Raw genomic sequence first — 26,413 nt, 5'->3', positions numbered from 1 at the left:
GCGCTTTGCGTTAAACAGGTTGCAGGCCAGCCGCATCGCGCAAGGCGACCGCCAGTTCCGCGCCCACTTGCGCATTGTGTTTGACCAGCGCGATGTTGGTGACCAGGCTGCGCCCTTCGGTCAGTTCCTTGATGCGCGCCAGCAGGAATGGCGTGACCTTCTTGCCAGTGACGCCACCATCGTGCGCTTCGCGCAATGCCTGTTCGGTGATGCGGTCGATCTCTTCCTTCGGCATGGCAAAGGAGGCCGGCACCGGATTGCTGACCACCACGCCGCCCGCCAGGCCGAGCTGCCATTTGGCGCGGATGAAGGCTGCTTGTTCGGTTGCCGAGTCAAGCTGGAAGTCGGCCTTGAAGCCGCTGTCGCGCGTAAAGAAGGCCGGGAATTCGGGCTGGCCAACGCTCAGTACCGGCACGCCGTGGGTTTCGAGGTATTCCAGCGTCAGGCCAATGTCCAGGATGGACTTTACGCCCGCGCATACCACGGCAACGCTGGTGCGCGCCAGTTCCTGCAGGTCGGCCGAGATGTCGAAGCTGGTTTCCGCGCCGCGGTGTACGCCGCCGATGCCGCCGGTGACGAAAACGTCAATACCGGCCAGCTGCGCGCAGATCATGGTCGCTGCCACCGTGGTGGCGCCCAGGCGGCGGGTGGCCAGCACGTAGGCCAGGTCGCGCCGGCTCACTTTCATCGCATCCGGCGAGGTGCCCAGCAGTTCAAGCTGCGCCGCATCCAGACCGACGCAGATCTTGCCGTCGATGATCGCAATCGTGGCCGGTACCGCGCCCGCCATGCGGATGATGTCTTCCACTTCGCGCGCGGTCGTCACGTTCTGCGGGTACGGCATGCCGTGCGAGATGATGGTCGACTCGAGGGCGACAATGGGTTTTCCTGCGGCGCGCGCGGCCGCCACTTCTGGCGAGAACAACAGATATTGGTGCATGCTTAATCCTGGTAGAGGGCGTTGAAGGACTGCGGCACGCTGGGCACGCCGTCGAAGTTATGGATCTCGGCCAGGATGTCGGCTGACAGATAGGGGCAAACGGTTTCTTCGCATTCGAGCGTCATGGCCGACAGGCGCAAGCCGCGGCGGCAAGCCAGCGACAGGTCTTCGCTGCCGTGGAACAGCGACCAGCAGACCGCTGCCGAAAACGCGTCGCCCGCGCCGGTGACGTCGACGATGCGGGCGTCCGGCGCTTCGAGATGCGCCAGGCCGCCCTGGGTGGTGTAGGCCACGCCAGTGCCGCCACGTGTGACGATGACGTCCTGCGCGCCCTGGGCCTGAACCTCGCGGCAGGCAGCGAGCAGCTCGGCTTCGGTCTTGAGGGCGCGGCCAACACGGGTTTCAAGCTCGCCCTGATTCAGGATCAGCAGGCGCAGACCGCGCAGGTCTTGCGGCAGATGCGACATTTTGGGTTGTGATACCGCGACGATCACCAGCGGAATGGCATCGCGGGCGGCGTCGGCCAGCAGCAGCTGCAGCGTTTCGACAGGCAGGTTCATGTCCGCCACAGTCAGCGCAGCCACATTGCGCTGCGGCTGGCGGGTGTCGAGAAATTCGGGTGTGAGGGCGTCGTACAGGGCCATGTCGGCCAGGGCCAGCATCATCTCGCCATGGTCGTCCAGCACGGCAGTGTAGGTGCCGGTGCACACGCCTTGCAGGCGCAACGTGCCGCGCGTATCGATGCCAGCGGCGTCAGCGTGCGCCAGCAGCGCCTTGCCCGAGCTGTCGTCACCGATCACGGTAATCAAGGACACGGGCGTTGACAGGCGCGCCAGGTTTTCTGCGATATTGCGCGCCACGCCGCCAAACGATTCGTCCTGGCGGGCGGGATTGGAAGTACCCATCTTGAGTGTCGCATGCGAGCGCAGCTTGCGGTCCAGGTTGGCGCCGCCCAGGCAAACGATGGGGCGGTTGTCCGGCAGGACGTAGGCGCGCCCAAGCAGGCGCCGGTCGCGGATCAGGCCGGCGATATAGCCTGCCACCGCCGAGCGCGACAAACGAAGTTGCACCGCGAGGTCTTGCTGGGATATGAAGGGATTTGCCCGGATGAGCTCGTACAACTGGTCTTTTTTTGATAGTTCGTTCACGATGGGCAATCAATTAAACAATTGTCTTCGATGGTAGACAGATGTCCTAATCGTGTCAATCGATCATTATCTTACCCTATCGACTTATTGTACTGGCATGTTGCCGCGATCCAACAGGGGCTGCCTTCAATTTATATCAATACCATATAAATAGGCAAGAAAAATGGTATTTGCCATACATATAGCCCGTCATGCATAGTTATAATACTTAACAAGCGACACAAAACCCCATTTTGCTGCCGCAATGCCATCATTGGCCTTGCCGTGCTTTCCCACCACTCGCGAACAAAACAAGGAAACCTCATGTCCTCTAACACCCCATTTGAAGCCGCCGACATTATCCGCGCCCGCAAACCTGGCTTCACGCCACGCGTGGCGATGATTCTCGGCTCCGGCCTTGGCGTGCTGGCCGAGCAGATGCAGGATGCGGTGGCGATTGGCTTCGATGAACTGCCGGGTTTCCCGATCAGCACCGTGCACGGCCACGCCGGCGAGCTGGTACTGGGCACGCTGTCGGGCGTGGAAGTGGTGTGCATGAAGGGCCGCGGCCACTTCTACGAAGGTTATGGCATGGGCGTGATGACCAGCGCCGTGCGCACCCTCAAGCTGCTGGGCTGCGAGATGCTGTTTGTGACCAACGCCGCCGGCTCGCTGCGCACCGAAGTCGATGCCGGCTCGCTGGTCGCGATCAGCGACCATATCAACTTCCTGCCGGGTACCCCGATGGTTGGCCCCAACGATGACCGCTTCGGCCCGCGCTTCTTCAGCATGGCCAACGCCTACGACAGCGAGATCCGCGAGCTGGTCAAAGCCAGCGCCGCAGAAAAAGGCATCAAGCTGCACGAAGGTGTGTTCATCGCCTACCCGGGCCCGAACTTCGAGACCGCCGCCGAAATCCGCGCAATGGCCCGCCTTGGCGCCGACACCGTCGGCATGTCGGTGGTGCCGGAAGTGGTGTCGGCGCGCCACTGCGGCCTGAAGGTGACGGGCGTTTCCGTGATCACCAACCTGGCTGAAGGCATGTCGCCATTCCCCCTGTCGCATGAGCAGACGCTCAAGTACGCGGCCATCGGCGCCAAGGACCTGGTGGTGCTGATTCTGGCCTTCCTCGCGAACGTGGCAAAAACGCCGCGCGCCGCGGCCTGATTGTCCTACACTGAAATTCATCCCACTTTTTAAGCGAGCAAATCATGGCACGCGCATTCATTCTGCTGCTTGACTCCTTCGGCCTGGGCGCTGCGCCCGACGCCCACAACTTCGGCGATGAAGGCGCCAATACGTTCGGCCACATTGCTGCCTGGGCTGCCAATGAAGGCAAGCCAATGCAGCTGCCTAACCTGGAAAAACTGGGCCTGGCCGCAGCTGCCCAACTGGCATGCGGCGAATGGGCCGCCGGCTTTGCCCAGCGCGACGGCTTTACCGGTGCTTACGGCGCGGCGCGCGAGCGCTCCACTGGCAAGGACACCCAGAGCGGTCACTGGGAAATCGCTGGCGTGCCGGTCACCTTTGACTGGGGCTACTTCCCGCGCGAAGTGCCATCGTTCCCGCAAGAGCTGACCGACACGCTGCAGCAGCGGATGGACCTGGTGGGCTACCTGGGCAACTGCCATGCATCGGGCACCGAAATCATCAACAAGTTCGGTGACGAGCATGTCGCCACCGGCAAAATCATCGTCTACACCTCGGGCGACTCGGTCATGCAGATCGCCGCGCACGAAGAACACTTCGGCCTGGAGCGCCTGTACGCCGTGTGCGAAGCGGCGTTCGAACTGGTCAAGCCGTATAACATCGGGCGCGTGATTGCGCGGCCTTTCCTGGGCGAGAACGGCAACTACCGCCGTACCAGCAACCGCCACGACTACGCCGTGCCGCCGCCAGCCCCAACGCTGCTGGACCACGTCAAGGACGCAGGCGGCGAAGTCGTCGGCCTGGGCAAGATCAGCGACATTTTCGCCGCCCAGGGCATTTCGCGCGTGGTCAAGGGCGCCGACAATATGGCCCTGTTCGATGCGCTGCTCAAGGTCACCGATGAAGTGGGCGACAAGTCGCTCACCTTCGTCAATTTTGTGGACTTCGACCAGGCATTCGGCCACCGCCGCGACATCGCCGGCTACTCCAACGCGCTGCACCAGATGGATGAGCGTCTGCCGGAATTCATGGCCAAGCTGAAGGATGGCGATCTGGTGGTCATCACCGCCGACCATGGCTGCGACCCGAGCTGGCCAGGTTCGGATCACACGCGCGAGCACATTCCGATGATCTTCTTCGGTCCTGGCGTCAAGCCGCAAGCGCTGCCGATTTCCCCGACTTTCTCCGATATTGGCGCCACGCTCGCCAAGCACCTTGGCGTCAAACCCCTTTCGAATGGAACCAGTTTGCTATGACTCACAACCCGGCATTCAAACGCAATGAGGCCGTTGGCCTCGATCTCGGCTGGGTCAACCAGATCAAGGTCAACCGCAACGCATCGGACCGCCGCGCTGCCAGCCTGGCCAACCGCCGCACCGTCAAGAAGGAATACCAGGCCGCGTGGCTGATCAAGGCGCTGCAATGCATCGACCTGACCACGCTCGGTGGTGACGACACGCCTGGCCGGGTCGAGCGCCTGTGCATGAAGGCCATGCGCCCGCTGCGCGCCGATCTGACGGAAGCGCTGGGTGTATCGAACCTGACCACGGGTGCCGTCTGCGTGTATCACGAGATGATTGCGCCGGCTGCAAAAATCCTCAACGGCCGCTTGCCGATTGCCGCCGTGTCGACCGCTTTCCCGGCTGGCCTGTCGAGCATGGAAACCAAGGTGCGCGAGATTGAATTGTCGGTCGCTGCCGGCGCCACAGAAATCGATATCGTCATCACCCGTCAGCATGTGTTGACCGGTAACTGGCAAGCCCTGTACGACGAAATGCTGGCTTACCGGAAGGCCTGCGGTGAAGCGCACGTGAAAGCCATTCTGGCCACGGGCGACCTGCTCACCCTGGAAAACGTCGCCAAGGCGTCGTGGGTCTGCATGATGGCTGGGTCGGACTTCATCAAGACCTCCACCGGCAAGGAAGGCGTCAACGCCACCATCCCGGTCGCCCTGACCATGGTGCGCACGATCCGCGAATACCATGAGCAGACCGGCTTCCAGGTTGGCTTCAAGCCAGCCGGCGGCGTGGCCACCGCCAAGAGCGCGCTGCAGTACCTGACCCTGATGAAAGAAGAACTCGGACGCGAGTGGCTCGAGCCGCACCTGTTCCGGATTGGCGCATCGAGCCTGCTGACCGACATCGAGCGTCAGCTCGAACACTACGTCACCGGGAACTACTCCGCGAACCACCGCCACGCGCAACCATAACCAATACCGGATTCGTCATGCCAACAATTAACGAGATTCTTCAGACTATGGATTACGGCCCTGCACCCGAGAGCATCAAAGAAGCGCAAGCGTGGCTGGACCAGCATGAGCGCCGCTTCGGCCTGTTCATCGACAATGCATGGACCCCGGCAGCCGATACCTTTGCCTCGACCAATCCTGCCGACGGCAAGGAACTGGCGCAGATCACCCAGGCCGGCGCGCAGGACATCGACCGCGCCGTGGAAGCGGCACGCCGCGCCCAGCCGGGCTGGGTCGCCCTTGGCGGCCATGGCCGCGCGCGCGTGATGTACGCGCTGGCGCGCCTGCTGCAAAAGCACGCACGCCTGTTTGCCGTGATTGAAACGCTCGACAACGGCAAGACCATCCGCGAAACGCGTGATGCCGACCTGCCGCTGGCCGCGCGCCACTTCTACCATCACGCCGGCTGGGCCCAGCTGCAGTCGGAAGAATTTGCCGACTACCGCGCCGTTGGCGTGGTGGGTCAGATTGTGCCCTGGAACTTCCCGCTGCTGATGCTGGCCTGGAAAATCGCGCCTGCGCTGGCCGCCGGTAACACGGTTGTATTCAAGCCGGCCGAATTCACTTCGCTGTCTGCGCTGCTGTTTGCGCAGATCTGCCAGCAGGCTGGCGTGCCGGCCGGTGTGGTTAACATCGTCACCGGTGACGGGCGCGTGGGCGAAGCCATGGTCAAGCATCCTGGCATCGACAAGCTGGCCTTTACCGGTTCGACCGAAGTGGGTCGCCTGATCCGTCAGGCCACCGCTGGCAGCGGCAAGAAGCTGTCGCTGGAATTGGGCGGCAAGTCGCCCTTCATCGTGTTTGAAGATGCCGATCTCGACGCCGCCGTTGAAGGCCTGGTCGACTCGATCTGGTTCAACCAGGGCCAGGTTTGCTGCGCCGGTTCGCGCCTGCTGGTGCAGGAGTCGGTGGAGCAGCGCTTCCTGGCCAAGCTGCGTGCCCGCATGGACAATCTGCGTCTCGGTTCGCCACTGGACAAGTCGATGGACATTGGCGCTCTGGTCGATCCGATCCAGCGCCAGCGCATCGAAGGCCTGGTGGAAGCGGCGCGCCTTGAAGGCTGCACCGTGTACCAGCCAGCCTGCGAGCTGCCTGCCAATGGCTCGTGGTTCCCACCGACCCTGATTACCGGCGCGTCCACCTCGGCCGGTATCGCCCAGACCGAGGTATTCGGTCCGGTACTTGTTGCCATGAGCTTCCGCACCCCGGTTGAAGCGGTCCAGCTGGCCAATAACACGGTGTATGGCCTGGCTGCCTGCGTGTGGTCCGAATCGATCAGCCTCGCGCTCGACGTGGCACCGCAAATCAAGGCTGGCGTGGTGTGGATCAATACCGCCAACCAGTTCGACGCCGCATGCGGCTTTGGCGGCTACCGCGAATCGGGCTTCGGCCGCGAAGGCGGCAAGGAAGGCATGTTCGAGTACATGACGCCACTGTCGGAAGATGCGCGCCCGGCTGCGCCGGTGATCGAAGCAAAGGGCAAGGTCAAGGCCAGTGAGTCCGGTGACCCGTTCGCTGTGGACCGCACCGCCAAGCTGTACATCGGCGGCAAGCAGGCCCGCCCTGATGGTGCCTACAGCCGTGCCATCAACGGCGCCAACGGTGCTTTCCTGGCCGACGTGGGCGAAGGCAACCGCAAGGACATCCGCAACGCCGTGGAAGCGGCGCACAAGGCGTCCGGCTGGGCCAAGGCGACGTCGCACAATCGCGCGCAGGTGCTGTACTACATCGCTGAAAACCTGGCCGTGCGGGCGGAAGAATTTGCCGCCCGTCTGGCTGCGATGACCGGCTCGAAAGACCCGCACAAGGAAGTGCAGGCTTCGATCGAGCGCCTGTTCTACTACGCCGCCTGGGCCGACAAATACGACGGCCTGGCGCACCAGCCGCCAATGCATGGCATTACGGTGGCACTGAACGAACCAGTCGGTGTGATCGGCATCATCTGCCCGAACGAGGCGCCGCTGCTGGGCTTTATTTCGCTGGTGGCGCCGGCGCTGGCGCTGGGTAACCGCGTGGTGGCAGTGCCATCTGAAGCGTACCCGCTGGCGGCAACCGATCTGTATCAGGTGCTCGATACGTCCGATCTGCCAGGTGGCGCCTTGAACATCGTGACCGGCAGCGCGGACGAACTGGCGCGCACGCTGGCCTCGCACTCGGACGTGGACGCCGTGTGGCGTCATGACGGTTCGGCCGAAGGCTGCGCGGAAGTTGAGCGCCTGTCTGCCGGTTCGCTCAAGCGGACCTGGGTGGGCGGTGCCAAAGGACGCGATTGGTATGACACCAAACAGGCAGGCGGACGCGCAGTACTCGGCCATGCCAGCCAGGTGAAGAATGTCTGGATTCCGTACGGCGTCTGACGCACATCTAGAGTAGCCGTACATCGCCCTCGCGGAGGCGGGGGCCTATACCACCTTACCGAATTCGGACAAGTGCTATAGGCCCCCGCCTTCGCGAGGGCGATGTGACTTTTTTGAATTTATGGAGTTACCATGTTTTTGAACCAAGAAATCGTCCGCAAAAAGCGTGATGGCGGTGCCCTCAGTGCTGAAGAAATTCAGTTTTTCGTGCGCGGCATTACCGATGGCAGTGTCACCGAAGGTCAGATCGCAGCGCTGGCGATGGCGGTCTTCTTCAACGACATGAACATGGATGAACGCGTCGCCTTCACCCTGGCCATGCGCGATTCGGGCCAGGTCATGGAATGGCGTTCGCTGAACCTGCCAGGTCCGGTGGTCGACAAGCACTCCACCGGCGGCGTGGGCGACGTTGTCTCGCTCATGCTCGGACCGATGATTGCTGCCTGCGGCGGTTTCGTGCCAATGATCTCGGGCCGCGGCCTGGGCCACACCGGCGGCACGCTCGACAAATTCGATTCGATTCCCGGCTACTGCACCGTGCCGGACCCTGAGCTGTTCCGCAAGGTGGTCAAGGACGTGGGCGTGGCCATCATCGGCCAGACCGCCCAGCTGGCGCCGTCGGACAAACGCTTCTACAGCATTCGCGATACCACGGCGACCGTGGAATCGGTCGCCATGATCACCGGTTCGATCCTTTCCAAAAAGCTGTCGGCAGGCCTGGACGCGCTGGTCATGGACGTCAAGGTCGGCACCGGCGCCTTCATGCCAACCTACGACAAGTCGGTGGAACTGGCAGAGAGCATTGTCGCCGTCGGTAACGGCGCAGGCACCAGAACTTCAGCACTGCTGACCGAAATGAACGAGTCGCTCGGCCCCGTGGCAGGTAACGCGCTGGAAGTGCGCCTGGCGATGGATTACCTGACCGGCCGCTCGCGCCCGGCGCGCCTGCACGAAGTGACCATGGCGCTGTGCGCAGAAATGCTGATCCTCGGCGGCCTGGCCACCAACGAAACCGACGCACGCGCCAAGCTGCAAGCAGGCCTGGATTCGGGCGAAGCGGCAGAGCGCTTCTCGCGCATGGTCGCGGCGTTGGGCGGACCAGCCGACTTGCTGGAGCGTCCCGACGCGTATCTGGAAAAAGCGCCGATCATCGTGCCGGTACCGGCACTGCAAGCCGGCTTTGCCACCGCCACCGATTGCCGTGGCCTGGGCCTGGCCGTGGTCAGCCTGGGTGGTGGACGCCGCCGTCCGGAAGACGCAATCGATTTCGCGGTCGGTCTGACCGGACTGGTCGAGCTGGGCGACACCATCGCCGTCGGACAGCCGCTGGCCATGGTCCACGCGCGCACCCAAGCAGCTGCCGAGCAGGCAGTGCGTGAAGTGCAGGCCGCGTACCAGATCGGCGCTGCCAAACCGGCCGCCAATCCCATCATCTATCGCACCATCCGTCCTTGAGCGAAACCGACATGAAATACGAAAAGCTCATTTCCGAAGCCACCGCCGCACGCGCGCTGGCTTACACGCCGTATTCAAACTTCCAGGTTGGCGCTGCGCTTGAATGCAAGGATGGCCGTGTGTTCCGCGGCTGTAACGTGGAGAACGCGTCCTACGGTTTGTGCAACTGTGCCGAACGGACGGCGTTTTTCAGCGCCATTGCGCATGGCTACAAGCCGGGCGACTTCAGCGCTCTGGCTGTCATCGGCGCCACCGACGGCCCGATCGCACCCTGCGGCGCGTGCCGCCAGGTGATCCTGGAACTGGGCGGGAACGACCTGCCCGTAGTGCTGACCAACCTCAATGGCGACATCCTTGAGACTACCGCTGCTGGGCAGCTGCCAAATGCATTCGGCGGCTGGGACCTGAAGAAGTAAGTGTTAAAAAAAGCGATCGACGTACAGACTGCGGTGGCGCTGGCTGCCAGCCAGGCTATTGCTGCCAAAGGGCAGGGCACATTCGGTGTGGGCGGGGTCATGCTCGACCAGCACGGGTATGTGCTCAAGGCGCTGCAAAACAACGTGGTGTGCGAGGGTCTGGTGTTCGACCCGACCGCGCATGGCGAACGCCAGTTAATCGACTGGTACTTTGCCGAGCGCGCGCGCGGTGCCGCTTTGCCGCCGCCGGAAGAAATCACCGTTGTCACCTCGCTCGACCCGTGCGCCATGTGCACAGGCGCGCTGATTGCCGCCGGCTTCAATGTAGTCGTGGCAGCCATCGACCCCAGGGCTGGCATCAACTTTGATGCACGTTTTGACTTCGCCAGTTTGCCGCCCGCGCTGCGCGAACGGGCCGCCGCACGCTTCTTTTACCCCGCTGTACTGGGCTCCTCGGTGTTTGCACGCGACAGTGCGGGCGCCGCGCCGAAGTCTTTCTTCATCGGTAAAACGATCGCCGAGGCGACGCAGGCTCTGTGTTCGCTTGCCTTCGAAGCGACCAACGAAAAAGTGCTGGCACTGCTGAACGCCGATCTGCCGCGCAGCGCCTTGCTTGATCCGGCAACGCTGGCGCCCAATCACCCGATCGTGCGCAAGCTTAAAGTGCTGTACCCAGACGCGCTGGCCTATCGCTGCGCGCCACACCAGCCCGATGCCGGTCTCGCGCCATTCATGCGCGCGGCGATGGCGCAGGACTTGGCGCAGGGTGGGCAGGGCGATGCCGTCGCCTTGCTCGACGCATTTGGCAATCTGCTCTTGTGTGCACCGGGGCGGCAGTCGCAATCGGTGATCTGCACGGCCTTCATGGAGTGCACACGGCGTTACGCCCAATTGCGCTTCAAGCTGATGCAAGGCGCCATTGACGCCACGCGGGAAGAAGCCTGCCGCTACCTGGCGCATCCGCGTCAGGGCACGTTTGTCTTTGCGCGCGGGCCTGACGCCAGTGCGGCCAGCTTCATGAACCTGGGTGCGTATGGTTCTACCATGGAAGGGCCAGTCCCGGCCGACAATCCGCGCCAGTTCCAGTATGTGCTGCCCTCGGTCAGCGAGGCCGATCTCGCGCAGGTGTGCGACGGCATGCCACCGTTCTACCGCGAGACCATCAAGATTCGCCCGGTGCAGGTGAGCGACCAGGCACTGGTCGCCGCCCTGTCCTGATCAGGCGGCGCTGAGCTGGCGCTTGGTGTTGGCGCGCGGTGCTTGCGGCCAGACGGTCATTGCGGTGTCAATCACCGTATTCAGCTTGGCCTCACTCGCGCCGCTCTTGGCCAGCACGCCGAGGCCCGCGATCAGAGAGCCAAACAGCGCGGCCAATGCGGCCGGCTCTGCGGCTGCCGGCATATCCCCATCGCGCTGCGCACGCTCCAGCCGCGCCAATATCATCGCTTCGCTGCATCCCAACGCCGTGCGCAGGGCCATTTCCACGGATGCCGGAATGGTCGATCCACCGAAATCGGCCGTGCCGTTGATGATGAAGCAGCCGCCGGGCAGCATCGGGTCGACCAGCATGCGCGCCAGTGAACGCAGGAAGGCATGCACTGCCTGCCGTCCATCCGCCTGTTCCGTGAGCGCCGCCGCATGGCGCTCTACCAGCCGCTGTAGATAACGCTCAAGCGTTTTGAGATACAGCGCTTCCTTGTCGCCAAAGGCCGCATACAAACTGGGTTTGCTCAAGCCCATCGCTTCCGTGAGTTCGTGCATGGAAGCGTCCTGAAAACCGTGCTTCCAGAAGACGTCCACCGCGCGGTCGAGCGCTTCGTCGATGTCAAATGTGCGTGGCCGTCCCCGTTCGCGCGTCATGCCGTCTCCAGAATCATTTTATTTGACCATTACTATACTACCCGGTATATTAAATACCTATCGGTACATAAATACATGCCGAATTTAATCACATGCCGCCTGCGGCGGCCATCAAGGAGAACACGCATGGGTAGATTGACGGGCAAGACCGCATTGATCACGGGTGGGACGACTGGTATTGGGTTGGCTACGGCTAGGCTCTTTTTGCAGGAGGGGGCGCGTGTGGCGATTGTTGGCGTTGATCCTGAGCGCGTGGCCAGTGCCGCTCACATGCTGGGCGCGGGAGCGATTGCGTTGTGCGCCGACGTGGCGTCGAAGACGGCAATGGAGGGCGTGGCTGCCCGTCTGAAGGCCGAATTCGGCACGCTTGATGTGGTCTTTGCCAATGCGGGGATTGCCCAGCCCATGCCGTTCTCGGATGTGGATGACGGCCATATCGAACGCCAGTTTGATGTCAACTTCAAGGGGGTGGTTTATACGATTCAGGCGGCGCTGCCGCTGTTGAACAACCCGGCCTCGGTGGTGCTAACTTCAACGACGATGATCGATCAGGGTGTGGCTGGCATGAGCGTGTACGCGGCGACCAAGGCGGCGGTGCGTTCGCTGGCGCGTACGCTGTCGGCAGAACTGGCGCCGCGCGGTGTGCGGGTGAATGCGATCAGTCCTGGTTTGATTGATACACCGATTTACGGCAAGCTGGGGTTGCCCGCGCAGGCGGTGCAGGAATGGGCGGGGCAGCTGATGGCCAAGGTGCCGGCAGGGCGCTTTGGTCAGGCTGAGGAAGTGGCCAGGGCCGTCTTGTTCATGGCAAGCGATGATTCGTTGTACATGATGGGGGAGAATTTATTGTTCGATGGCGGCATGGCGACCGTCTAACATCGTCCTCGCGAAGGCGGGGACCCATACCATGCTGAACGACTTCGGCGCAGTGGAATAGGTCGCGAGGCGTCGCACCGCCGCCTTCGCGAGGACGATGTGGTGGTGCGCAAGCGCTGGCAATCAGGCCGGGCTACCTAGCAGATTCGCATCGCGCGTCAGGCGCCATACGCCGTCTTGCGTGCGCAGGATCGACAGTGTGTGGCCGGTGCGCTGCAGGGGCAATTGTCCATGCTTCGAAATGATGGTCACCGCCAGCTGCGTGCGGCAGTACGCCAGGTCGCCAGCGACGACGACTTCTTCAATGGTGCTGGTTGATTCGATCGCGTGCGCCGCCAGTACGCTGCGCAAGCTGCGTTCGAACGCGTCACGCCCCTGCATGGGCGGCTGCCCCGCCACCAGAAAAACCACGTCGGGCGCCATGAGCGCCAGCACGGCATCGACATCGCCATCGCGCGTGGCTTGCAGCCAGCGTTCGATCAACTGGCGAATCGCCACTTCGTCGGCGCTCATGCGGCCGCCGTATCGGCTTGCATCATGCCGAAGATATTGCCGTCGGGGTCTTTGAGGTAGGCCAGCCAGCCAATGCCCGGCACCGGCATTTTAGGCAGAGCGATGCTGCCGCCGGCTGCCTTGCCACGCTCGACCGAGGCATCGATGTTGTCAACATCCACCGTGATGACGAAGGCGTTGACCGCAGCCATTGCTTGCGGCACGTCACCGCGGCGCGGCATCAGGCCGCCATTGATGCCGGGCTGGTCGTCAGGCCCGGTGTGGATCATCCAGTAGTCGCCGCCTTCCCACTTGTTGAAGGTCCAGCCGAACAGGCCGGAATAAAAGGCAATTGCCTTGTGCGGATCGGAAGCGTGGATTTCGAAGTGGACTGCACGTGCCATGGCCTGCTCCTTTTTCTTCGATGGGAACGAGGCTATATGGTAGTGGATTCCGCCTTTAAGTGGCTCACATTTGCTGGAACAGGTGGGCGTGGTTACGGCTCACTTCCAATGCCGTTGGGAAATTGCGCACCTTGAGCATCTGGCGCCCGCGCTCGTCCCGCGTGACTTCGGCAATCGCGTCTACCCGGACCAGCGTGGAACGGTGGATGCGCCAGAACTCCTTCGGGTCCAGTTCATCCGCCAGTTCCTTGAGGGTTTTACGGATCAGCATTTCCGCCTGCGCGGTCTGCACCACCGTGTACTTTTCGTCGGAACGGAAAAACAGGACCTCTTTGGTGCTGATCATGCGCAGGCTGTTGCCCACCTGGGCCTGGATCCAGCGTAAATAGTCGGGCTTTTTCTCGCCGCCCTGTTCCAGCAGGCGGGCCAGCTGCTGCAGCTGGTCGCCGATGTTTTGTGGCGCGCTGCGCATGCGCTGGCGCAGCCGTTCGCACGTCAGGCGCAGGCGCTCGGCGCTGACAGGCTTGAGCAGATAGTCGATGGCGCCTTGTTCAAAGGCGTCCAGCGCGTACTGGTCGTAGGCAGTCACGAACACGATGCGGCACGTGCTGTACAAATGGCGCGCCGCCTCGATGCCGCTTTGCCCGGGCATGCGGATATCGAGGAAGACGATGTCGGGCTGGTGCGCCTTGGCCTGTGCGACCGCGTCGACACCGTTGGCCGCTTCGGCCACGATCTGCAGTTCGGGCCATGCTTCTTTCAGGCGCGCGCGCAACTGGTCGCGCATCGGCGCTTCGTCGTCGGCAATCAGCGCGGTGATGGGTTTGTCGGCCATGCTAACTTCTCTCCAGGGTTGAATAGGGGACGCGGATCGAAGCCAGAGCGCCGCCGGCAAGTGGCTGCTCGATCACCAGTTCGGCGCGATTGCCAAACAAGAGGCGCAGGCGTTCGCGAATATTGGCCAGGCCGACGCCATCGTCAGAATGCATGTTGAAGCCCACGCCGTTGTCGCGCACATCGACCTGCATGATGCCGCCAATGAGTTGCGCTGTGACGTCGATGCGGCCGCCTTCGATCTTCGGTTCCAGGCCGTGCTTGATCGAATTTTCGATCAGAATCTGCAGCATCATGGGCGGGAAGGGCGCGTGTTCCAGGTAGTCGGGAATGTCGAAACCGACTTCCAGCCGCTCCTTCATGCGCGCCTGCATGATCGATAAATAGGCGCGCGAGAGCTGCACCTGGCGCCCCAGCGTGCCGCCACCGCTCGATCGCATTTGCGGCAGCGTGGCGCGCAGGTATTCGATCAGGTTGGTGTGGATTTTTGCCGCCTGCGGCGGGTCGGTTTCAATCAGCTGGCCGATCAGGGCCAGTGTATTGAACAGGAAGTGCGGCTCGACCTGCGCCTGCAGCGTGGCCATTTGCGCTTCCAGCAGGCGCCGTTCGAGCGTGGCCACGTCGGCCTGCGCCGTCATGTCCTTGGCCACCAGTTCGGCTTTGCGTTTGCCGCCTGCCAGCACCTTCACGCCAAACGAAATCAGCACGAACCACACTGCCGGCTCGGGCACGTTGGTCATCACGCCAACGGTGAACACCAGGAACCAGGTGATGTAGAGCTGGCGCCATTCCACCAGGGCGAGCCAGTCGAAGAAGCTCCACCACAGGGTCGTGGCTTCCGCAAATGCGTCGCGCAGAAAGTCCATGATCTTGTTGAGCTGACTGGCTGCCATGATTTACTCGCCCTTGTCGTCGGCCGAACGGTAAGGCGTGGCCGGGCCGCGCGCGGCGCGCTTGTCGAACGCGGTGACCACGAATTTGATCACCATGAACATCACGAACAGGAACAGGGCCAGTGGAATGATCGTCAGCGCAAACGCGAGGAACACGCAGCAGACGGCAATGGCCGGCCACGACATGGTCGACACGGCAGCGGCGCCGCTGCGGGCAGCCTTCAGGATGGCGCGGCCCATTTCTTCCAGGGTTGCGAAAAAGGAATCAAAGGTAGCGTTGTTCATCTTGGTTCTCCAATCGGTGTGTTGATGGAGTCACTGTAGCAAGCGCGTCTGCAAGCGGCCATCGTGGTCCGATGAAATGCATATTTCGGGGGGTATTCGGTGGCCACGCGCGACTAAAGGGAAAATCCGGTGGTCACGGGCAGGACGGCGCCGCTGTCTTCGTCCGCCATGACCAGTAATTCGCCCTGGCCGTCAGCCGCGACGAGGAGTTGTCCATCTGGCATCCACACTGCGCTGCGGCCGGCGCTGATATTGCCGCCGCTTTCGAAGGCGTGGTTGGCCATCAGGATGCCCACGCTAAATTGCCTGGCGTGGCTGGCGAGTTGTGTTGCGTCTTTGACATAGCCGCCCGGCGTGATCAGTGAGCCTGCCACATACAATGTTGCACCGGCAAGAACGGCCGCGTGCGGATGGGCCTGGTGGGTGGTGTCGGCGCAGATGGCCAGCGCGACCGGTACCCCGCGCACGTCTATCAAACCGCTGATTGCGCTGCCAGGTGCTGCATAACGGTCTTCGCCGGGATGGAGAAAGTGTTTACGGTAGCTGATCGTGCGGCCGTCGGCCTGGAATGCCAGCGCGCCGATGAAGGGCAGGCCATTGCGATTGGCCAGCGCGGCACCGCTGACGATCGTCATGCCGTTCGCCTGCGCTTGTTCGCGCAGCGGTTCGAGGCGGACATCGTCGGATGCGAGTGCGGCGTCGGCAAGGGCTGGCAGGTCGTAGCCGCACAACGACAGTTCGGGGAAGACCAGCAGCCTGACGCCGGCCTTGGCCGCCGCGTCGATGAAGATGCCATGGTGCGCCACGTTGGCGGCGATGCCGCCCGGGATGGTGGCCGACTGCGCGGCCGCAATGCGCAAGCCGGCCATCAGCGTGCTTCCCAGTCGCGCCGAAGCAGGCCGTAGAAGGCGGTGTCGCACACTTCGCCATTGACGATCCAGCGCTCGCGCATATAGCCCTCGCGCACGAAGGCCATGCGTTCCAGAACTTTGGCCGAAGCTTCGTTGCGCGGGTCGATGTCGGCTTCGATCCGGTTCATGTTGAGGGTATTGAAGGCATGCTCGATCACGGCGCTCAGTGCCTCGCCCACCAGGCCTTTGCCCCACTGAGCCTGGAGCAGGGCGTAGCCGATGTCGCAGCGGCGGTTCGATTCGTAAAAATCGTACAGCTTGATGGAGCCGATCATTTCACCCGTTTCGGCAAGCAGGATGGCAAAGCGCAGGCCGGTGCCGGCTTCGTATTCGGCCAGCGTGGTGTCGATGAAGGCGCGCGACTGGGCGATGTCGGTCCAGGCGGGCGTGCTCCAGTAGCGCGTGACGGCGGGGTCGGAAAATAGCGCGAATAACGCTGGCGCATCGGATTGGTCCATCCAGCGCAAAACGAGGCGCTGGGTGTGCAGGGTGGTCGGAGTCAGGGTCGGCATGGATTCAAGCATACCGCAAACTTGCGCGACTCAGTGGGTCGCCAGGCGCGACGCGGACTAGCCGCGCTGGCGCATCGCGTTGGCGATTTTCTGGTCGGTTTTGTACTGGCTCAGCGCATATACCGCCCAGATCGTGGCGGGCAGCCAGCCAATAATGGTAATTTGCAGAACCAGGCAGAGGATGCCGGACAGCGGACGGCCGATGGTGAAGAAGGTAAGCCAGGGGAAGATCAGGGCGATAAGCAGGCGCATGGATGTCTCGTGTAGCTCCAATGACGTGGAGCGCGTGTGGGCGAGAGGCCCACATTAATCTTATCATAATACCAAGGCCGAGCCTGGCATCAGGCGGGCAATGCGACCGCCGCCAGCACCATGTTCGTGATCATCAGTTCGGCGTCGTCGAAATCCTTCTTCGCGAGCTGTTTGCGGTTCAACACCAGCGCCATCTGGGTTGCGAAGTCCGCGTACGACTGCGTCATGGCCCAGATTGCAAACAGCAGATGGGTGGCGTTGATGGCGCCGATGCGGCCTTCGCTGATCCAGCGCTCGAATACTTCGATGTCCTTGCGCAGCAACGGGACAACGCGTTTTTGAATCTGCTCGCCATACAACTGGGCACCGCTGATGACTTCCATCGCGTACACGCGCGAGGCCCAGGGCTGCTCGCGCGAGAACTTCAGCTTGGCCTGAATGTAGGCGCGCAGCACATCGCGCGGATCCTGCGCGGGGTCCGCCAGCCGGTCCATGCGCGCCAGCCAGTCATCGAGCACGCCGTCCAGCACGCGCTGATACAAGGCCTGCTTGGTGGGGAAGTAGTACATCAGGTTTTGTTTCGACAGGCCCGCGTTGTCGGCCACGGTGGCAATCGAGGCGCCTTCGTAGCCGCATTCCGCGAACACGCGCACGGCTTCGGCGACGATGTCCGCCTCGAGTTTGTCGCGGTTCAGTACCCGCCGCTTGATGGTGGCGGTGCGCAGGGCGTTGACGGTCTTGGTGGCCATGTTGTCCTTTAGCGGATGGAGGTCAAAAACGCGACCAGCGCGGGCGCGTCCGCCGCGTAGGCGGCATTGAAGCGGAACCAGATCGTCGCTGGCGCGCCCAGCGTAAAGAATTCGCCAGGCGAGAGCAGGATGCCTGCTGCCAGGGCGCGATCGGCAATCACTTTGCCGTTCAGTTCCGGCGTTGGCGCGATATCCCAGCCGGCGCTGACGAACATGCCGCCACGCGCGCGCGCAATCGGTGCCATGCCCGCTTCACGCAAACGCTCGATGGTGCTGGCCCGTGCGCTGGTCAGCTGGCCAGTCAGGCGCTCGACCATGCGCCGGTAGGGGCGCGCCGACAGGGCGTGATACACGGCGCGCTCGTTGATCTCGGACGTGGTCAGGCCGGTCAGCATCTTCACCCGCAGCAGCTCGGGAATGAGCGAGTTGGATGCGCAGATGGAGCCCACCCGCAGTACCGGCGACAGCGTTTTGGAAAAGCTGCCCACCCGGATCACGCGCCGCAGCCCGTCCATGGCCGCCAGCGATGCTTCTCCGCGTGCGGCCAGCTCGCGATAGATATCGTCTTCCACCAGCCAGAAGTCGAACTGCTCGGCCAGCCCGAGCAGTCGGTGCGCCTGCGCCTGCGTGAGCGAAGTGCCCAGCGGGTTTTGCAGCACCGTGTTGACGAACATGAGTTTGGGCTGCGTGAGCGCGGCCTGCTGCGCCAGGAAGTCGACATCGAGACCGTTTTCCGTGCGTGGAATACCGACGGCGATGCAGCCGTGGTGGCGCACCAGCGACATCAGATTGCTGTAGCCGGGGTCTTCGACAAAGACGGTGTCGCCCGGCTTGGTCAGCGTACGCAGAATCAGGTCGAAGGCATGCGTCGCGCCGTGCGTGAGTAAAATCTGGTCGGGTTCGACCTGGAACAATTCTTCGCCCAGTGTGGTGGCCATGTGCTGGCGCAGGGTCGGAAAACCAAGCGGGTGGCCATAGCCGCGCAGGCGATTGGCCGGAATTTTCATCGCGTGGCGCACCGCGTCGAGAATGGTGGTCTCGCCGTACCATTCGGGTGGCAGCCAGCCGGCACCAACCGGCAGCGCATCTGACACGCCGGAATACAGGTCAGGGGTGAGGGCGTCGATGGCGCTGGGGGTTGCGTGCAGGGCCAGCGCCGGAGTCGCCGCCACTTCGCTGCGGGCGACAAAAAAGCCGGACCCGCGGCGCGACGAGAGCAGCCCGAGCGTGAGCAGGCGGTCATACGATTCAACCACCGTGAAGGTGCTCACGCCGTTGCACTTTGCGAATCGTCTAACCGACGGCATTTTGGTGCCTACGCGCAGCGCGCGCCGGTTTACCATCGCCGTGATCGCTTCTACAATCTGATCAACCAGGCTGCCGCGCTTGCCGCGATCAATGTCCAGCACCGGCCAGCCAGTCTCCGTTTGCTCCATCTACCACTCCTTTTGCTGCGCCGCCGCAAACTGTGTTGTTTGCGCCACCTGTACGGTTGGGCGGTTTTGCAATTTGTGTATATGTGCCATAGTTGTCCTGCTGACTATTATTGCATCATCATTTTGCCAACTGGTAAATTATTTTTTTGCTCGTAAAAATCCTGGAGAGTCGAAATGAACGAGTCCAAACCTGATTCCATGGCGTCCTTCTGGATGCCATTCACGAACAACCGCGACTTCAAAACCCATCCGCGCCTGCTGGTGTCGGCCGAAGGCATGCACTACAAAGATGTCGATGGCAACACCATTCTGGACGGCACCGCCGGCCTGTGGTGCGTACCTTGCGGTCACGCGCAGCCGAAGATCATCGCGGCCGTGCGCGAGATGGTCGGCCAGCTCGATTTCGCTCCCACTTTTCAGATGGGCCACCCGGCCGCCTTCGACCTGGCCGAAAAGCTGATGGACTACACTGGCCACCGTTTTGGCCATGTGTTCTATACCAATTCCGGTTCCGAGGCGGTCGATACCGCCCTCAAGATGGCGCTGGCGTACCACAAGGCGCGCGGCGAAGCAGGGCGCACGCGCCTGATCGGGCGCGAACGCGGTTACCACGGTGTGGGCTTTGGCGGTATCTCGGTCGGTGGCATCGGCGGCAACCGCCGCACCTTCGGTCCGCTGTTGCCAGGTGTGGACCATCTGCCGCATACCCACAATCTGGAGAAGAACGCTTTCTCGCGCGGCGAGCCTGAGTATGGCGCCTATCTGGCCGATGAACTGGAGCGCATCGTGGCGCTGCATGACGTGTCCACCATCGCGGCCGTCATCGTGGAGCCGGTGGCCGGTTCCACCGGTGTGCTGATTCCGCCCAAGGGTTATCTCAAGCGCTTGCGCGAACTGTGCACCAAGCACGGCATTCTGCTGATCTTCGATGAAGTCATTACCGGCTTTGGCCGATTGACGACGCCATTTGCGTTTGACTATTTTGACGTCGAGCCGGACATGGTCACCGTCGCCAAGGGGTTGACCAATGCGACCGTGCCGATGGGCGCTGTGTTCACCAAAAAACACATTCATGACGCGTTCATGGATGGCCCGGCCGGCATTGAACTGTTCCACGGTTATACCTACTCCGGTCATCCGCTCGCCTGCGCCGCTGCCATTGCCACGCTGGAGGTGTTCAAGGAACAGAACATCCTCGAACACGCGGCTGGCATGCAGGAATACTGGGCCGACGCGGTGCACTCGCTCAAAGGTCTGCCCCATGTGATCGACATTCGCACCATCGGTCTGATTGCCGGGATCGAGCTGCAGCCGATCGAAGGCAAGCCGGGCGCGCGCGCATTCAACGCCTTCAAGAAGGCATTCGCCGACGGCATCCTGATTCGCACCACGGGCGACATCATCGCCCTGTCGCCACCACTCGTCCTCGAGAAGAAGCACATCGACGAGTTGTTCGGCAAGCTGGCCACCGTACTGAAAAACCTGGAATAACATCATGAGCAACCTCGATACGATCACCCATTTCATCAACGGCGCCAAGGTCGACACGACCAGTGGCCGCTATGCCGATGTGTTCAATCCAGCCGTCGGCACGCCCTGCGCACGAGTGGCACTGGGTACCGCCGATGAAGTGGGTGTGGCCGTCGCTGCCGCAGCTGCAGCGTTTCCATCCTGGTCGGCCACACCGCCGCTGACGCGCGCACGGGTGCTGTTCAAGTATCTGCAGCTGTGCCAGCAGCACACTGACGATTTTGCCGCCATGCTCACACGCGAACATGGCAAAACGTTTTCGGATGCGCAGGGCGAGGTGGCACGCGGTATCGAGATGGTGGAATTCGCAGTGGGCATTCCACAGCTGCTCAAGGGGGAATTTACCGATCAGATCTCGCGCGGGATCGATGCCTGGTCCATGCGCCAGGCGCTTGGCGTGGTGGCCGGCATCACCCCGTTCAACTTCCCGGTGATGGTGCCAATGTGGATGTTCCCGGTGGCGATCGCCTGCGGGAACACCTTTGTGCTCAAGCCCTCCGAACGCGATCCGTCTGCGTCGTTATTGCATGCGAAGCTGCTCAAGGACGCCGGTTTGCCCGACGGCGTATTCAACGTTATCCAGGGCGACAAGACCACGGTTGATGCACTGCTCGACCATCCGGAAGTTCAGGCAATCAGCTTTGTGGGTTCGACGCCAATCGCCGAATATATTTATGCGCGTGGTACGGCCAACGGCAAGCGTGTGCAGGCGCTGGGCGGCGCCAAGAATCATATGGTGGTCATGCCCGACGCCGACATGGACATGGCGGTCGATGCACTGATTGGCGCGGCATTCGGGTCCGCCGGCGAACGCTGCATGGCCATCTCGGTGGTGGTGGCAGTGGGCGACAGTGGCGACAAGTTGATAGGCGCGCTCGGTGCGCGCACGGCTGCCCTGAAGATCCGCGACGGCATGGCGGCCGATGCCGAAATGGGGCCGGTGGTCACGGCCCAGGCCAAGCAGCGCATCGAACGTCTGATCGGCGAGGGTGTGGAGCAGGGCGCTACTCTGGTCGTCGATGGGCGCAACTGCAAGGTCCCGGACCGTGAAAATGGCTTCTTCGTCGGCGGCACACTGTTTGACCACGTGACGCCGGACATGAGCATCTACAAGGAAGAGATTTTCGGACCAGTGCTGTGCGTGCTGCGCGCGCCCGACGTGGCCACGGCCGTCAACCTGATCAATGCCAATGAATACGGCAATGGCGTTGCCATCTACACGCGCGATGGCGGCACCGCGCGCGAGTTTGTGCGCCAGATCCAGGTTGGCATGGTGGGCGTGAATGTGCCGTTGCCGGTGCCAATGGCTTTCAACAGCTTCGGCGGCTGGAAAAAGAGCCTGTTTGGTGATCATCACGCGTATGGGCCGGAAGGCGTGCGCTTCTATACGCGCCACAAAGCGGTGATGCAGCGCTGGCCGAACACGGCAAGCGCTGGCGTGGAATTCGCATTCCCGCAAATGAAGTAAGCCACGCAAGTGGGGACAACGACAAATATAAGAAACGGGATGTGACATGATCGATTCTCTCAAACACCTGCCGCTGGCGACCGTGTCGAACGGCGAACTGGCGGAACACTTTACCGATCTGGCGCCGGCGCTGACCAAACGCCAGGCCGCCATTGAAAGCGCGCGCTGCCTGTACTGCTACGACGCGCCGTGCACGCGCATCTGCCCGTCCGAGATCGATGTGGCCAGTTTTATCCGCAACATCCACGACCAGAATATCAATGGCGCTGCCGCCGGCATCCTGAAGCAGAACATCCTCGGCGGCAGCTGCGCGCGCGTTTGCCCGACCGAGATCCTGTGCGAAGACGCTTGCGTGCGTAACCACGACGAGGAAGGGCAGCCGGTCAAGATCGGGCTGCTGCAGCGCCATGCGCTGGACAACGCCAACTTTGCGTCGCACCCATTCCAGCGGGCCGCCAGCACCGGCAAGAAAATCGCCGTGGTTGGCGCCGGGCCCGCCGGCCTGTCGTGCGCGCACCGCCTGGCGATGCTGGGCAACGACGTGGTTATCTTCGAGGCGCGCGAAAAGTCGGGCGGCTTGAATGAATACGGCATCGCCAAGTACAAGCTGACCGGCGATTTCGCGCAGAAGGAAGTGGAGTTCCTGCTCGAAATCGGTGGTATCGAGGTGCAGCATGGCCGCGTGCTAGGGCAGAACCTGCACCTGAAGGATCTGCATGCGCAGTACGACGCCGTGTTCCTGGGCCTGGGCTTGAACGCCAGCCGCCAGCTTGGCCTGACGGGCGAAGATGCGCCGGGCCTGATGGCAGCAGTCGACTACATCGCAGCGCTGCGCCAGGCATCGGACCTGACAGCGCTGCCCGTACCCAAGCGCGCCATCGTCATCGGTGCCGGCAATACCGCCATTGATATGGCAGTGCAGATCAAGCGCCTTGGCGCGCAGGACGTCACGCTGGTGTACCGCCGCGGCTACGATGCTATGAGCGCTACCGGGCACGAACAGGAAATCGCCAAGCTCAATCATGTGCGCATGCGTACCTGGGCCGCCCCGCTTGAGGTACTGCTGGACGATGCGGGCTGTGTGCAAGGCATGCGATTTGAAGAAACCCGCATGGACAACGGCAAACTGATTGGCACCGGTGCCTTCATCGAGATCGCGGCCGACGCCGTGTTCAAGGCCATCGGGCAGAGCCTCGACCCCTCCGGCATTTCCGACGAAATGGCGCAGCAGCTTGAGCGCAGTGGTGACAAGATCAAGGTCGACTCGTCGTTCCGCACCGTGCTGCCAGGCGTGTATGCCGGCGGCGACTGCGTGGCGCCGGGGCAGGACCTGACGGTACAGGCAGTCCAGCACGGCAAACTGGCCGCCATGGCCATTCATAATGACATCCAATCGAAAGTGGAGGCTGCATAATGGCTGACCTGAGCATCGACTTCTGCGGCATCAAGTCCCCTAATCCATTCTGGCTGGCGTCGGCGCCACCCACGGACAAGGCCTACAACGTGGTACGCGCTTTCGAAGCTGGCTGGGGCGGGGTGGTCTGGAAAACGCTGGGCGAAGACCCGGCGGCCGTCAACGTGTCGTCGCGCTATTCTGCGCACTACGGCAAGAACCGCGAAGTCCTGGGCTTCAACAACATCGAGCTTATTACCGACCGCAGCCTGGAAATCAATCTGGCCGAAATCACGCAGGTCAAGCGCGACTGGCCCGACCGCGCCATGATCGTTTCCCTCATGCTGCCTTGCGAAGAAGCGCTGTGGGCCGAGATTCTGCCCAAGGTGGAAGCGACTGGCGCCGACGGGATCGAGCTCAATTTTGGCTGCCCGCACGGCATGCCCGAGCGCGGCATGGGCGCTGCCGTGGGCCAGGTGCCGGAGTATGTGGAGATGGTTACGCGCTGGTGCAAAAAGCATTCGCGATTGCCTGTCATCGTCAAGCTCACGCCGAACATCACCGATGTGCGCAAACCGGCGCGCGCCGCGCTGGCAGGCGGGGCCGATGCCGTTTCGCTGATCAACACCATCAATTCGATCACCCACCTCGATCTGGACCGCATGGTGGCCTTCCCCATCGTGGGCAATGCCAGTACCCACGGTGGCTACTGTGGTTCAGCCGTGAAGCCAATTGCGTTGAACATGGTGGCCGAGATTGCACGCGACCCGGAGACGCAAGGTCTGCCCATTTCCGGCATCGGCGGTATAGGCAACTGGCGCGATGCGGCCGAATTCATCGCCCTGGGCGCTGGCTCGGTGCAGGTCTGCACGGCAGCCATGCTGCACGGCTTCCGGATCGTCGAAGAGATGAAGGATGGCTTGTCGCGCTGGATGGATGAGAAAGGCTACAAGAATATCGCCGAGTTTTCGGGCAAGGCCGTGCCCAACACCACCGACTGGAAATACCTGGACATGAATTACCAGGTAATCGCGCAAATCGACCAGGACAAGTGCATCAAGTGCGGCAAATGCTACGTGGCGTGCGAAGATACCTCGCACCAGTCGATCGCCCAGCTGATCGACGCTGCCAGCGGGGTGCGTACCTACGAGGTGATCAAGTCCGAATGCGTGGGCTGCAACCTGTGCGAAATTACCTGCCCGGTTGAAGCCTGCATCACCATGGTGCCCCAGGAAACCGGGAAAAAGTACATGAACTGGACCCAGGACCCGCGAAACCCAAGAGCAGAAGTGGTAGGCTAGGCAAAGGCAGCAACCAACCCATTCTTGGAGAGCGCACCAGTGAGCAAAGACCTGTCCCCAAACACGCAGCTCTGGAACGAAGACCTCGCCCCCACCACCGCAGCCCAGCGTACATGGCGCTGGTATCACTTTGCGGCGCTATGGGTGGGGATGGTAATGTGCATTCCGGCCTATACGCTGTCGGCCAGCCTGATCGAGGGCGGCATGTCCGGCTATCAGGCGGTGCTGACGGTCTTTCTGGCGAACGCTATTGTCCTGCTGCCGATGCTGTTGATCGGTCATGCGGGCACCAAGTACGGTATTCCTTACGCGGTGCTGGCACGCGCATCATTCGGTACCACTGGCGCGCGCATTCCCGCGCTGATGCGCGCCATCGTCGCCTGCGGCTGGTATGGCATTCAAACCTGGTTCGGCGGCAGCATGATCTACACGCTGCTTGGCGTGATGATGGGCGGCGAGATTGGCGGCGCAAAAATCGCTGGCCTGGGCATCAATGGCGCGCAGCTGGCGTGCTTTTTGGGCTTTTGGGCGATTCAGTTCTGGTACATCGTGCACGGGATGGAATCGATCCGCAAACTGGAAACCTGGACCGCGCCACTAAAAATCGTCATCTGTTTCGTGCTGCTTGGCTGGGTTTACAACAAGGCTGGCGGCTTTGGTCCGCTGCTCGATCAGCCATCGCAGTTTGTGGAAGGCGGCAAAAAGGCTGGCCAGTTCTGGTCTGTGTTCTGGCCTTCGCTGACCGCGATGGTGGGTTTCTGGGCCACGCTGGCGCTCAACATTCCCGACTTCACCCGCTTTGCCAAAACCCAGCGCGACCAGATCGTCGGCCAGTCGGTTGGCCTCCCTGTGCCTATGGGCTTGCTGGCCATGCTGGCAGTGATCGTAACCTCCGCCACGGTGGTTTTGTATGGCAAAGCCATCTGGGATCCGGTCGATCTGGCCAGCCGGATGACTGGCGCTGCGGTCCTGATCGCGCTGCTGGTGCTGCTGATTGATACGGTGAGCGTGAATCTGGCGGCCAACTTGGTGGGACCGGCGTATGATTTTTCGTCGCTGGCGCCGAAGCTGGTGTCGTACCGCACTGGCGGTTATATCACCGCTGGGATTGCGCTGGTCATGATGCCGTGGAAGATACTTGAGTCGACCCAGGGCTATATCTTTACCTGGCTGATTGGTTACTCGGCTTTGCTCGGGCCCATCGCCGGCATTCTCATCGTCGACTACTACCTGATTCGCAAGACCGAACTGGAAGTGACGCACTTGTATCGCGATGACGGTATCTATTCCTACCGGTCAGGCTGGAACGCGGCGGCCGTCATCGCTTTTATTGCCGGCGTGCTGCCAAATATTCCCGGTTTCATGAACGCCGCCTTCCCGGACGCGTTCCCGGGAGTGGACGGCGTGTTCAAGACTTTGTATACCTATGCCTGGTTCGTCGGCATTGCCATTTCCGCCGTGGTGTATGGCGCGCTGATGAAGGCCCGTAACGTCGCCGCGATGCAACCGGCGGCACATTCCTAAC

Annotated in this window: 26 protein-coding genes; 13 read left to right on the top strand and 13 right to left on the bottom strand. The window is 62.2% G+C overall.

All coding sequences use genetic code 11. The features are described 5' to 3' along the window. Positions 1-10 precede the first annotated feature (10 nt). Positions 11-940: a pseudouridine-5'-phosphate glycosidase gene (locus BUC24_RS17575; protein WP_073219051.1), complete on the bottom strand. Its 930-nt coding sequence runs from the start codon at positions 938-940 to the stop codon at positions 11-13. Positions 941-942: 2 nt separating this feature from the next. After that, positions 943-2,088 (bottom strand): carbohydrate kinase, encoded by a 1,146-nt coding sequence (locus BUC24_RS17570; RefSeq protein ID WP_073220288.1) that lies wholly within the window; start codon positions 2,086-2,088, stop codon positions 943-945. A 303-nt stretch (positions 2,089-2,391) separates the two neighbouring features. On the opposite strand from BUC24_RS17570, the gene xapA reads away from it, so the two are divergent. The 7 genes from xapA (at position 2,392) to BUC24_RS17535 (ending at position 10,910) form a co-directional block, all read left to right on the top strand. Continuing rightward, positions 2,392-3,234 carry a xanthosine phosphorylase gene (gene xapA, locus BUC24_RS17565; RefSeq protein ID WP_073219047.1) on the top strand — a complete coding sequence of 281 codons (843 nt, stop codon included), beginning with the start codon at positions 2,392-2,394 and terminating at the stop codon, positions 3,232-3,234. Between the two features lie 44 nt (positions 3,235-3,278). Beyond that, positions 3,279-4,472, top strand: coding sequence for a phosphopentomutase (locus BUC24_RS17560; protein ID WP_073219045.1), 1,194 nt, complete (start codon positions 3,279-3,281; stop codon positions 4,470-4,472). Continuing rightward, a complete protein-coding gene (gene deoC, locus BUC24_RS17555; protein WP_073219042.1) occupies positions 4,469-5,425 on the top strand; it encodes a deoxyribose-phosphate aldolase in 957 nt (318 codons plus the stop codon). The genes BUC24_RS17560 and deoC overlap by 4 nt, the downstream gene beginning before the upstream one ends. A 17-nt stretch (positions 5,426-5,442) precedes the next feature. Next, a complete protein-coding gene (locus BUC24_RS17550) occupies positions 5,443-7,821 on the top strand; it encodes an aldehyde dehydrogenase family protein (protein WP_373887976.1) in 2,379 nt (792 codons plus the stop codon). Between the two features lie 132 nt (positions 7,822-7,953). Continuing rightward, positions 7,954-9,276 carry a thymidine phosphorylase gene (gene deoA, locus BUC24_RS17545; protein WP_073219036.1) on the top strand — a complete coding sequence of 441 codons (1,323 nt, stop codon included), beginning with the start codon at positions 7,954-7,956 and terminating at the stop codon, positions 9,274-9,276. 11 nt (positions 9,277-9,287) lie between these two features. Beyond that, on the top strand, positions 9,288-9,692 hold the full coding sequence (locus tag BUC24_RS17540) for a cytidine deaminase (RefSeq protein ID WP_073219033.1): 405 nt from the start codon (positions 9,288-9,290) through the stop codon (positions 9,690-9,692). Beyond that, positions 9,693-10,910, top strand: a complete 1,218-nt coding sequence (locus BUC24_RS17535; protein WP_073219030.1) for a cytidine/deoxycytidylate deaminase family protein — start codon at positions 9,693-9,695, stop codon at positions 10,908-10,910. Here the strand turns inward: BUC24_RS17535 and BUC24_RS17530 are convergent, their stop codons facing one another. Further along, the gene (locus BUC24_RS17530) at positions 10,911-11,552 is read right to left on the bottom strand and encodes a TetR/AcrR family transcriptional regulator (RefSeq protein ID WP_073219027.1); all 642 of its coding nucleotides are present in this window, start codon (positions 11,550-11,552) and stop codon (positions 10,911-10,913) included. It abuts the gene before it with no gap. Positions 11,553-11,627: 75 nt separating this feature from the next. Here BUC24_RS17530 and BUC24_RS17525 point away from each other — a divergent pair, with 75 nt between their 5' ends. Next, positions 11,628-12,428 (top strand): SDR family oxidoreductase, encoded by an 801-nt coding sequence (locus BUC24_RS17525; protein WP_307188467.1) that lies wholly within the window; start codon positions 11,628-11,630, stop codon positions 12,426-12,428. A 123-nt stretch (positions 12,429-12,551) separates the two neighbouring features. On the opposite strand, the gene BUC24_RS17520 is transcribed toward BUC24_RS17525, so the two are convergent. From BUC24_RS17520 to BUC24_RS17475, 10 genes are all read right to left on the bottom strand, one after another. Further along, the gene (locus tag BUC24_RS17520; protein WP_073219022.1) at positions 12,552-12,941 is read right to left on the bottom strand and encodes a YybH family protein; all 390 of its coding nucleotides are present in this window, start codon (positions 12,939-12,941) and stop codon (positions 12,552-12,554) included. Beyond that, positions 12,938-13,324 carry a VOC family protein gene (locus BUC24_RS17515; protein ID WP_073219019.1) on the bottom strand — a complete coding sequence of 129 codons (387 nt, stop codon included), beginning with the start codon at positions 13,322-13,324 and terminating at the stop codon, positions 12,938-12,940. The genes BUC24_RS17520 and BUC24_RS17515 overlap by 4 nt, the downstream gene beginning before the upstream one ends. A gap of 64 nt (positions 13,325-13,388) precedes the next feature. Continuing rightward, positions 13,389-14,159 carry a LytR/AlgR family response regulator transcription factor gene (locus BUC24_RS17510; RefSeq protein WP_073219016.1) on the bottom strand — a complete coding sequence of 257 codons (771 nt, stop codon included), beginning with the start codon at positions 14,157-14,159 and terminating at the stop codon, positions 13,389-13,391. A 1-nt stretch (position 14,160) separates the two neighbouring features. Next, positions 14,161-15,051 carry a sensor histidine kinase gene (locus tag BUC24_RS17505; protein WP_073219013.1) on the bottom strand — a complete coding sequence of 297 codons (891 nt, stop codon included), beginning with the start codon at positions 15,049-15,051 and terminating at the stop codon, positions 14,161-14,163. A gap of 3 nt (positions 15,052-15,054) precedes the next feature. After that, complete coding sequence (locus tag BUC24_RS17500) at positions 15,055-15,336, bottom strand: hypothetical protein (protein ID WP_073219010.1); 282 nt, start codon at positions 15,334-15,336, stop codon at positions 15,055-15,057. Positions 15,337-15,449: 113 nt separating this feature from the next. Beyond that, positions 15,450-16,205: a carbon-nitrogen hydrolase family protein gene (locus BUC24_RS17495; RefSeq protein ID WP_229448265.1), complete on the bottom strand. Its 756-nt coding sequence runs from the start codon at positions 16,203-16,205 to the stop codon at positions 15,450-15,452. Next, on the bottom strand, positions 16,205-16,759 hold the full coding sequence (locus BUC24_RS17490) for a GNAT family N-acetyltransferase (protein WP_073220283.1): 555 nt from the start codon (positions 16,757-16,759) through the stop codon (positions 16,205-16,207). Before BUC24_RS17490 ends, BUC24_RS17495 begins: the two co-directional genes overlap by 1 nt. 57 nt (positions 16,760-16,816) lie before the next feature. Beyond that, entirely contained in the window at positions 16,817-17,011 is a 195-nt protein-coding gene (locus BUC24_RS17485) for a YqaE/Pmp3 family membrane protein (protein ID WP_073219007.1), read from the bottom strand. An 89-nt stretch (positions 17,012-17,100) separates the two neighbouring features. After that, a complete protein-coding gene (locus BUC24_RS17480) occupies positions 17,101-17,760 on the bottom strand; it encodes a TetR/AcrR family transcriptional regulator (protein WP_073219003.1) in 660 nt (219 codons plus the stop codon). An 8-nt stretch (positions 17,761-17,768) separates the two neighbouring features. Beyond that, complete coding sequence (locus BUC24_RS17475) at positions 17,769-19,196, bottom strand: aminotransferase-like domain-containing protein (protein WP_073219000.1); 1,428 nt, start codon at positions 19,194-19,196, stop codon at positions 17,769-17,771. Positions 19,197-19,370: 174 nt separating this feature from the next. Here BUC24_RS17475 and BUC24_RS17470 point away from each other — a divergent pair, with 174 nt between their 5' ends. Genes BUC24_RS17470 through BUC24_RS17450 form a run of 5 tightly spaced genes read left to right on the top strand, consistent with a single transcriptional unit; the run spans position 19,371 to position 26,412 of the window. Next, entirely contained in the window at positions 19,371-20,687 is a 1,317-nt protein-coding gene (locus tag BUC24_RS17470; RefSeq protein ID WP_073218997.1) for an omega-aminotransferase AptA, read from the top strand. A gap of 4 nt (positions 20,688-20,691) precedes the next feature. After that, entirely contained in the window at positions 20,692-22,194 is a 1,503-nt protein-coding gene (locus BUC24_RS17465) for a CoA-acylating methylmalonate-semialdehyde dehydrogenase (RefSeq protein WP_073218994.1), read from the top strand. 46 nt (positions 22,195-22,240) lie between these two features. Then, the gene (locus BUC24_RS17460) at positions 22,241-23,608 is read left to right on the top strand and encodes an NAD(P)-dependent oxidoreductase (protein WP_073218991.1); all 1,368 of its coding nucleotides are present in this window, start codon (positions 22,241-22,243) and stop codon (positions 23,606-23,608) included. Further along, on the top strand, positions 23,608-24,888 hold the full coding sequence (preA, locus tag BUC24_RS17455; RefSeq protein ID WP_073218988.1) for an NAD-dependent dihydropyrimidine dehydrogenase subunit PreA: 1,281 nt from the start codon (positions 23,608-23,610) through the stop codon (positions 24,886-24,888). The genes BUC24_RS17460 and preA overlap by 1 nt, the downstream gene beginning before the upstream one ends. 39 nt (positions 24,889-24,927) lie before the next feature. Beyond that, the gene (locus tag BUC24_RS17450; protein WP_073218985.1) at positions 24,928-26,412 is read left to right on the top strand and encodes an NCS1 family nucleobase:cation symporter-1; all 1,485 of its coding nucleotides are present in this window, start codon (positions 24,928-24,930) and stop codon (positions 26,410-26,412) included. The last annotated feature ends 1 nt before the right edge of the window (position 26,413 follow it).

Source organism: Massilia sp. CF038 (assembly GCF_900129765.1).
Taxonomy (GTDB): domain Bacteria; phylum Pseudomonadota; class Gammaproteobacteria; order Burkholderiales; family Burkholderiaceae_D; genus Telluria_A.
The sequence above is the reverse complement of the archived record's forward strand: the minus strand, read 5'-3'. Positions and strand labels throughout refer to the sequence as shown.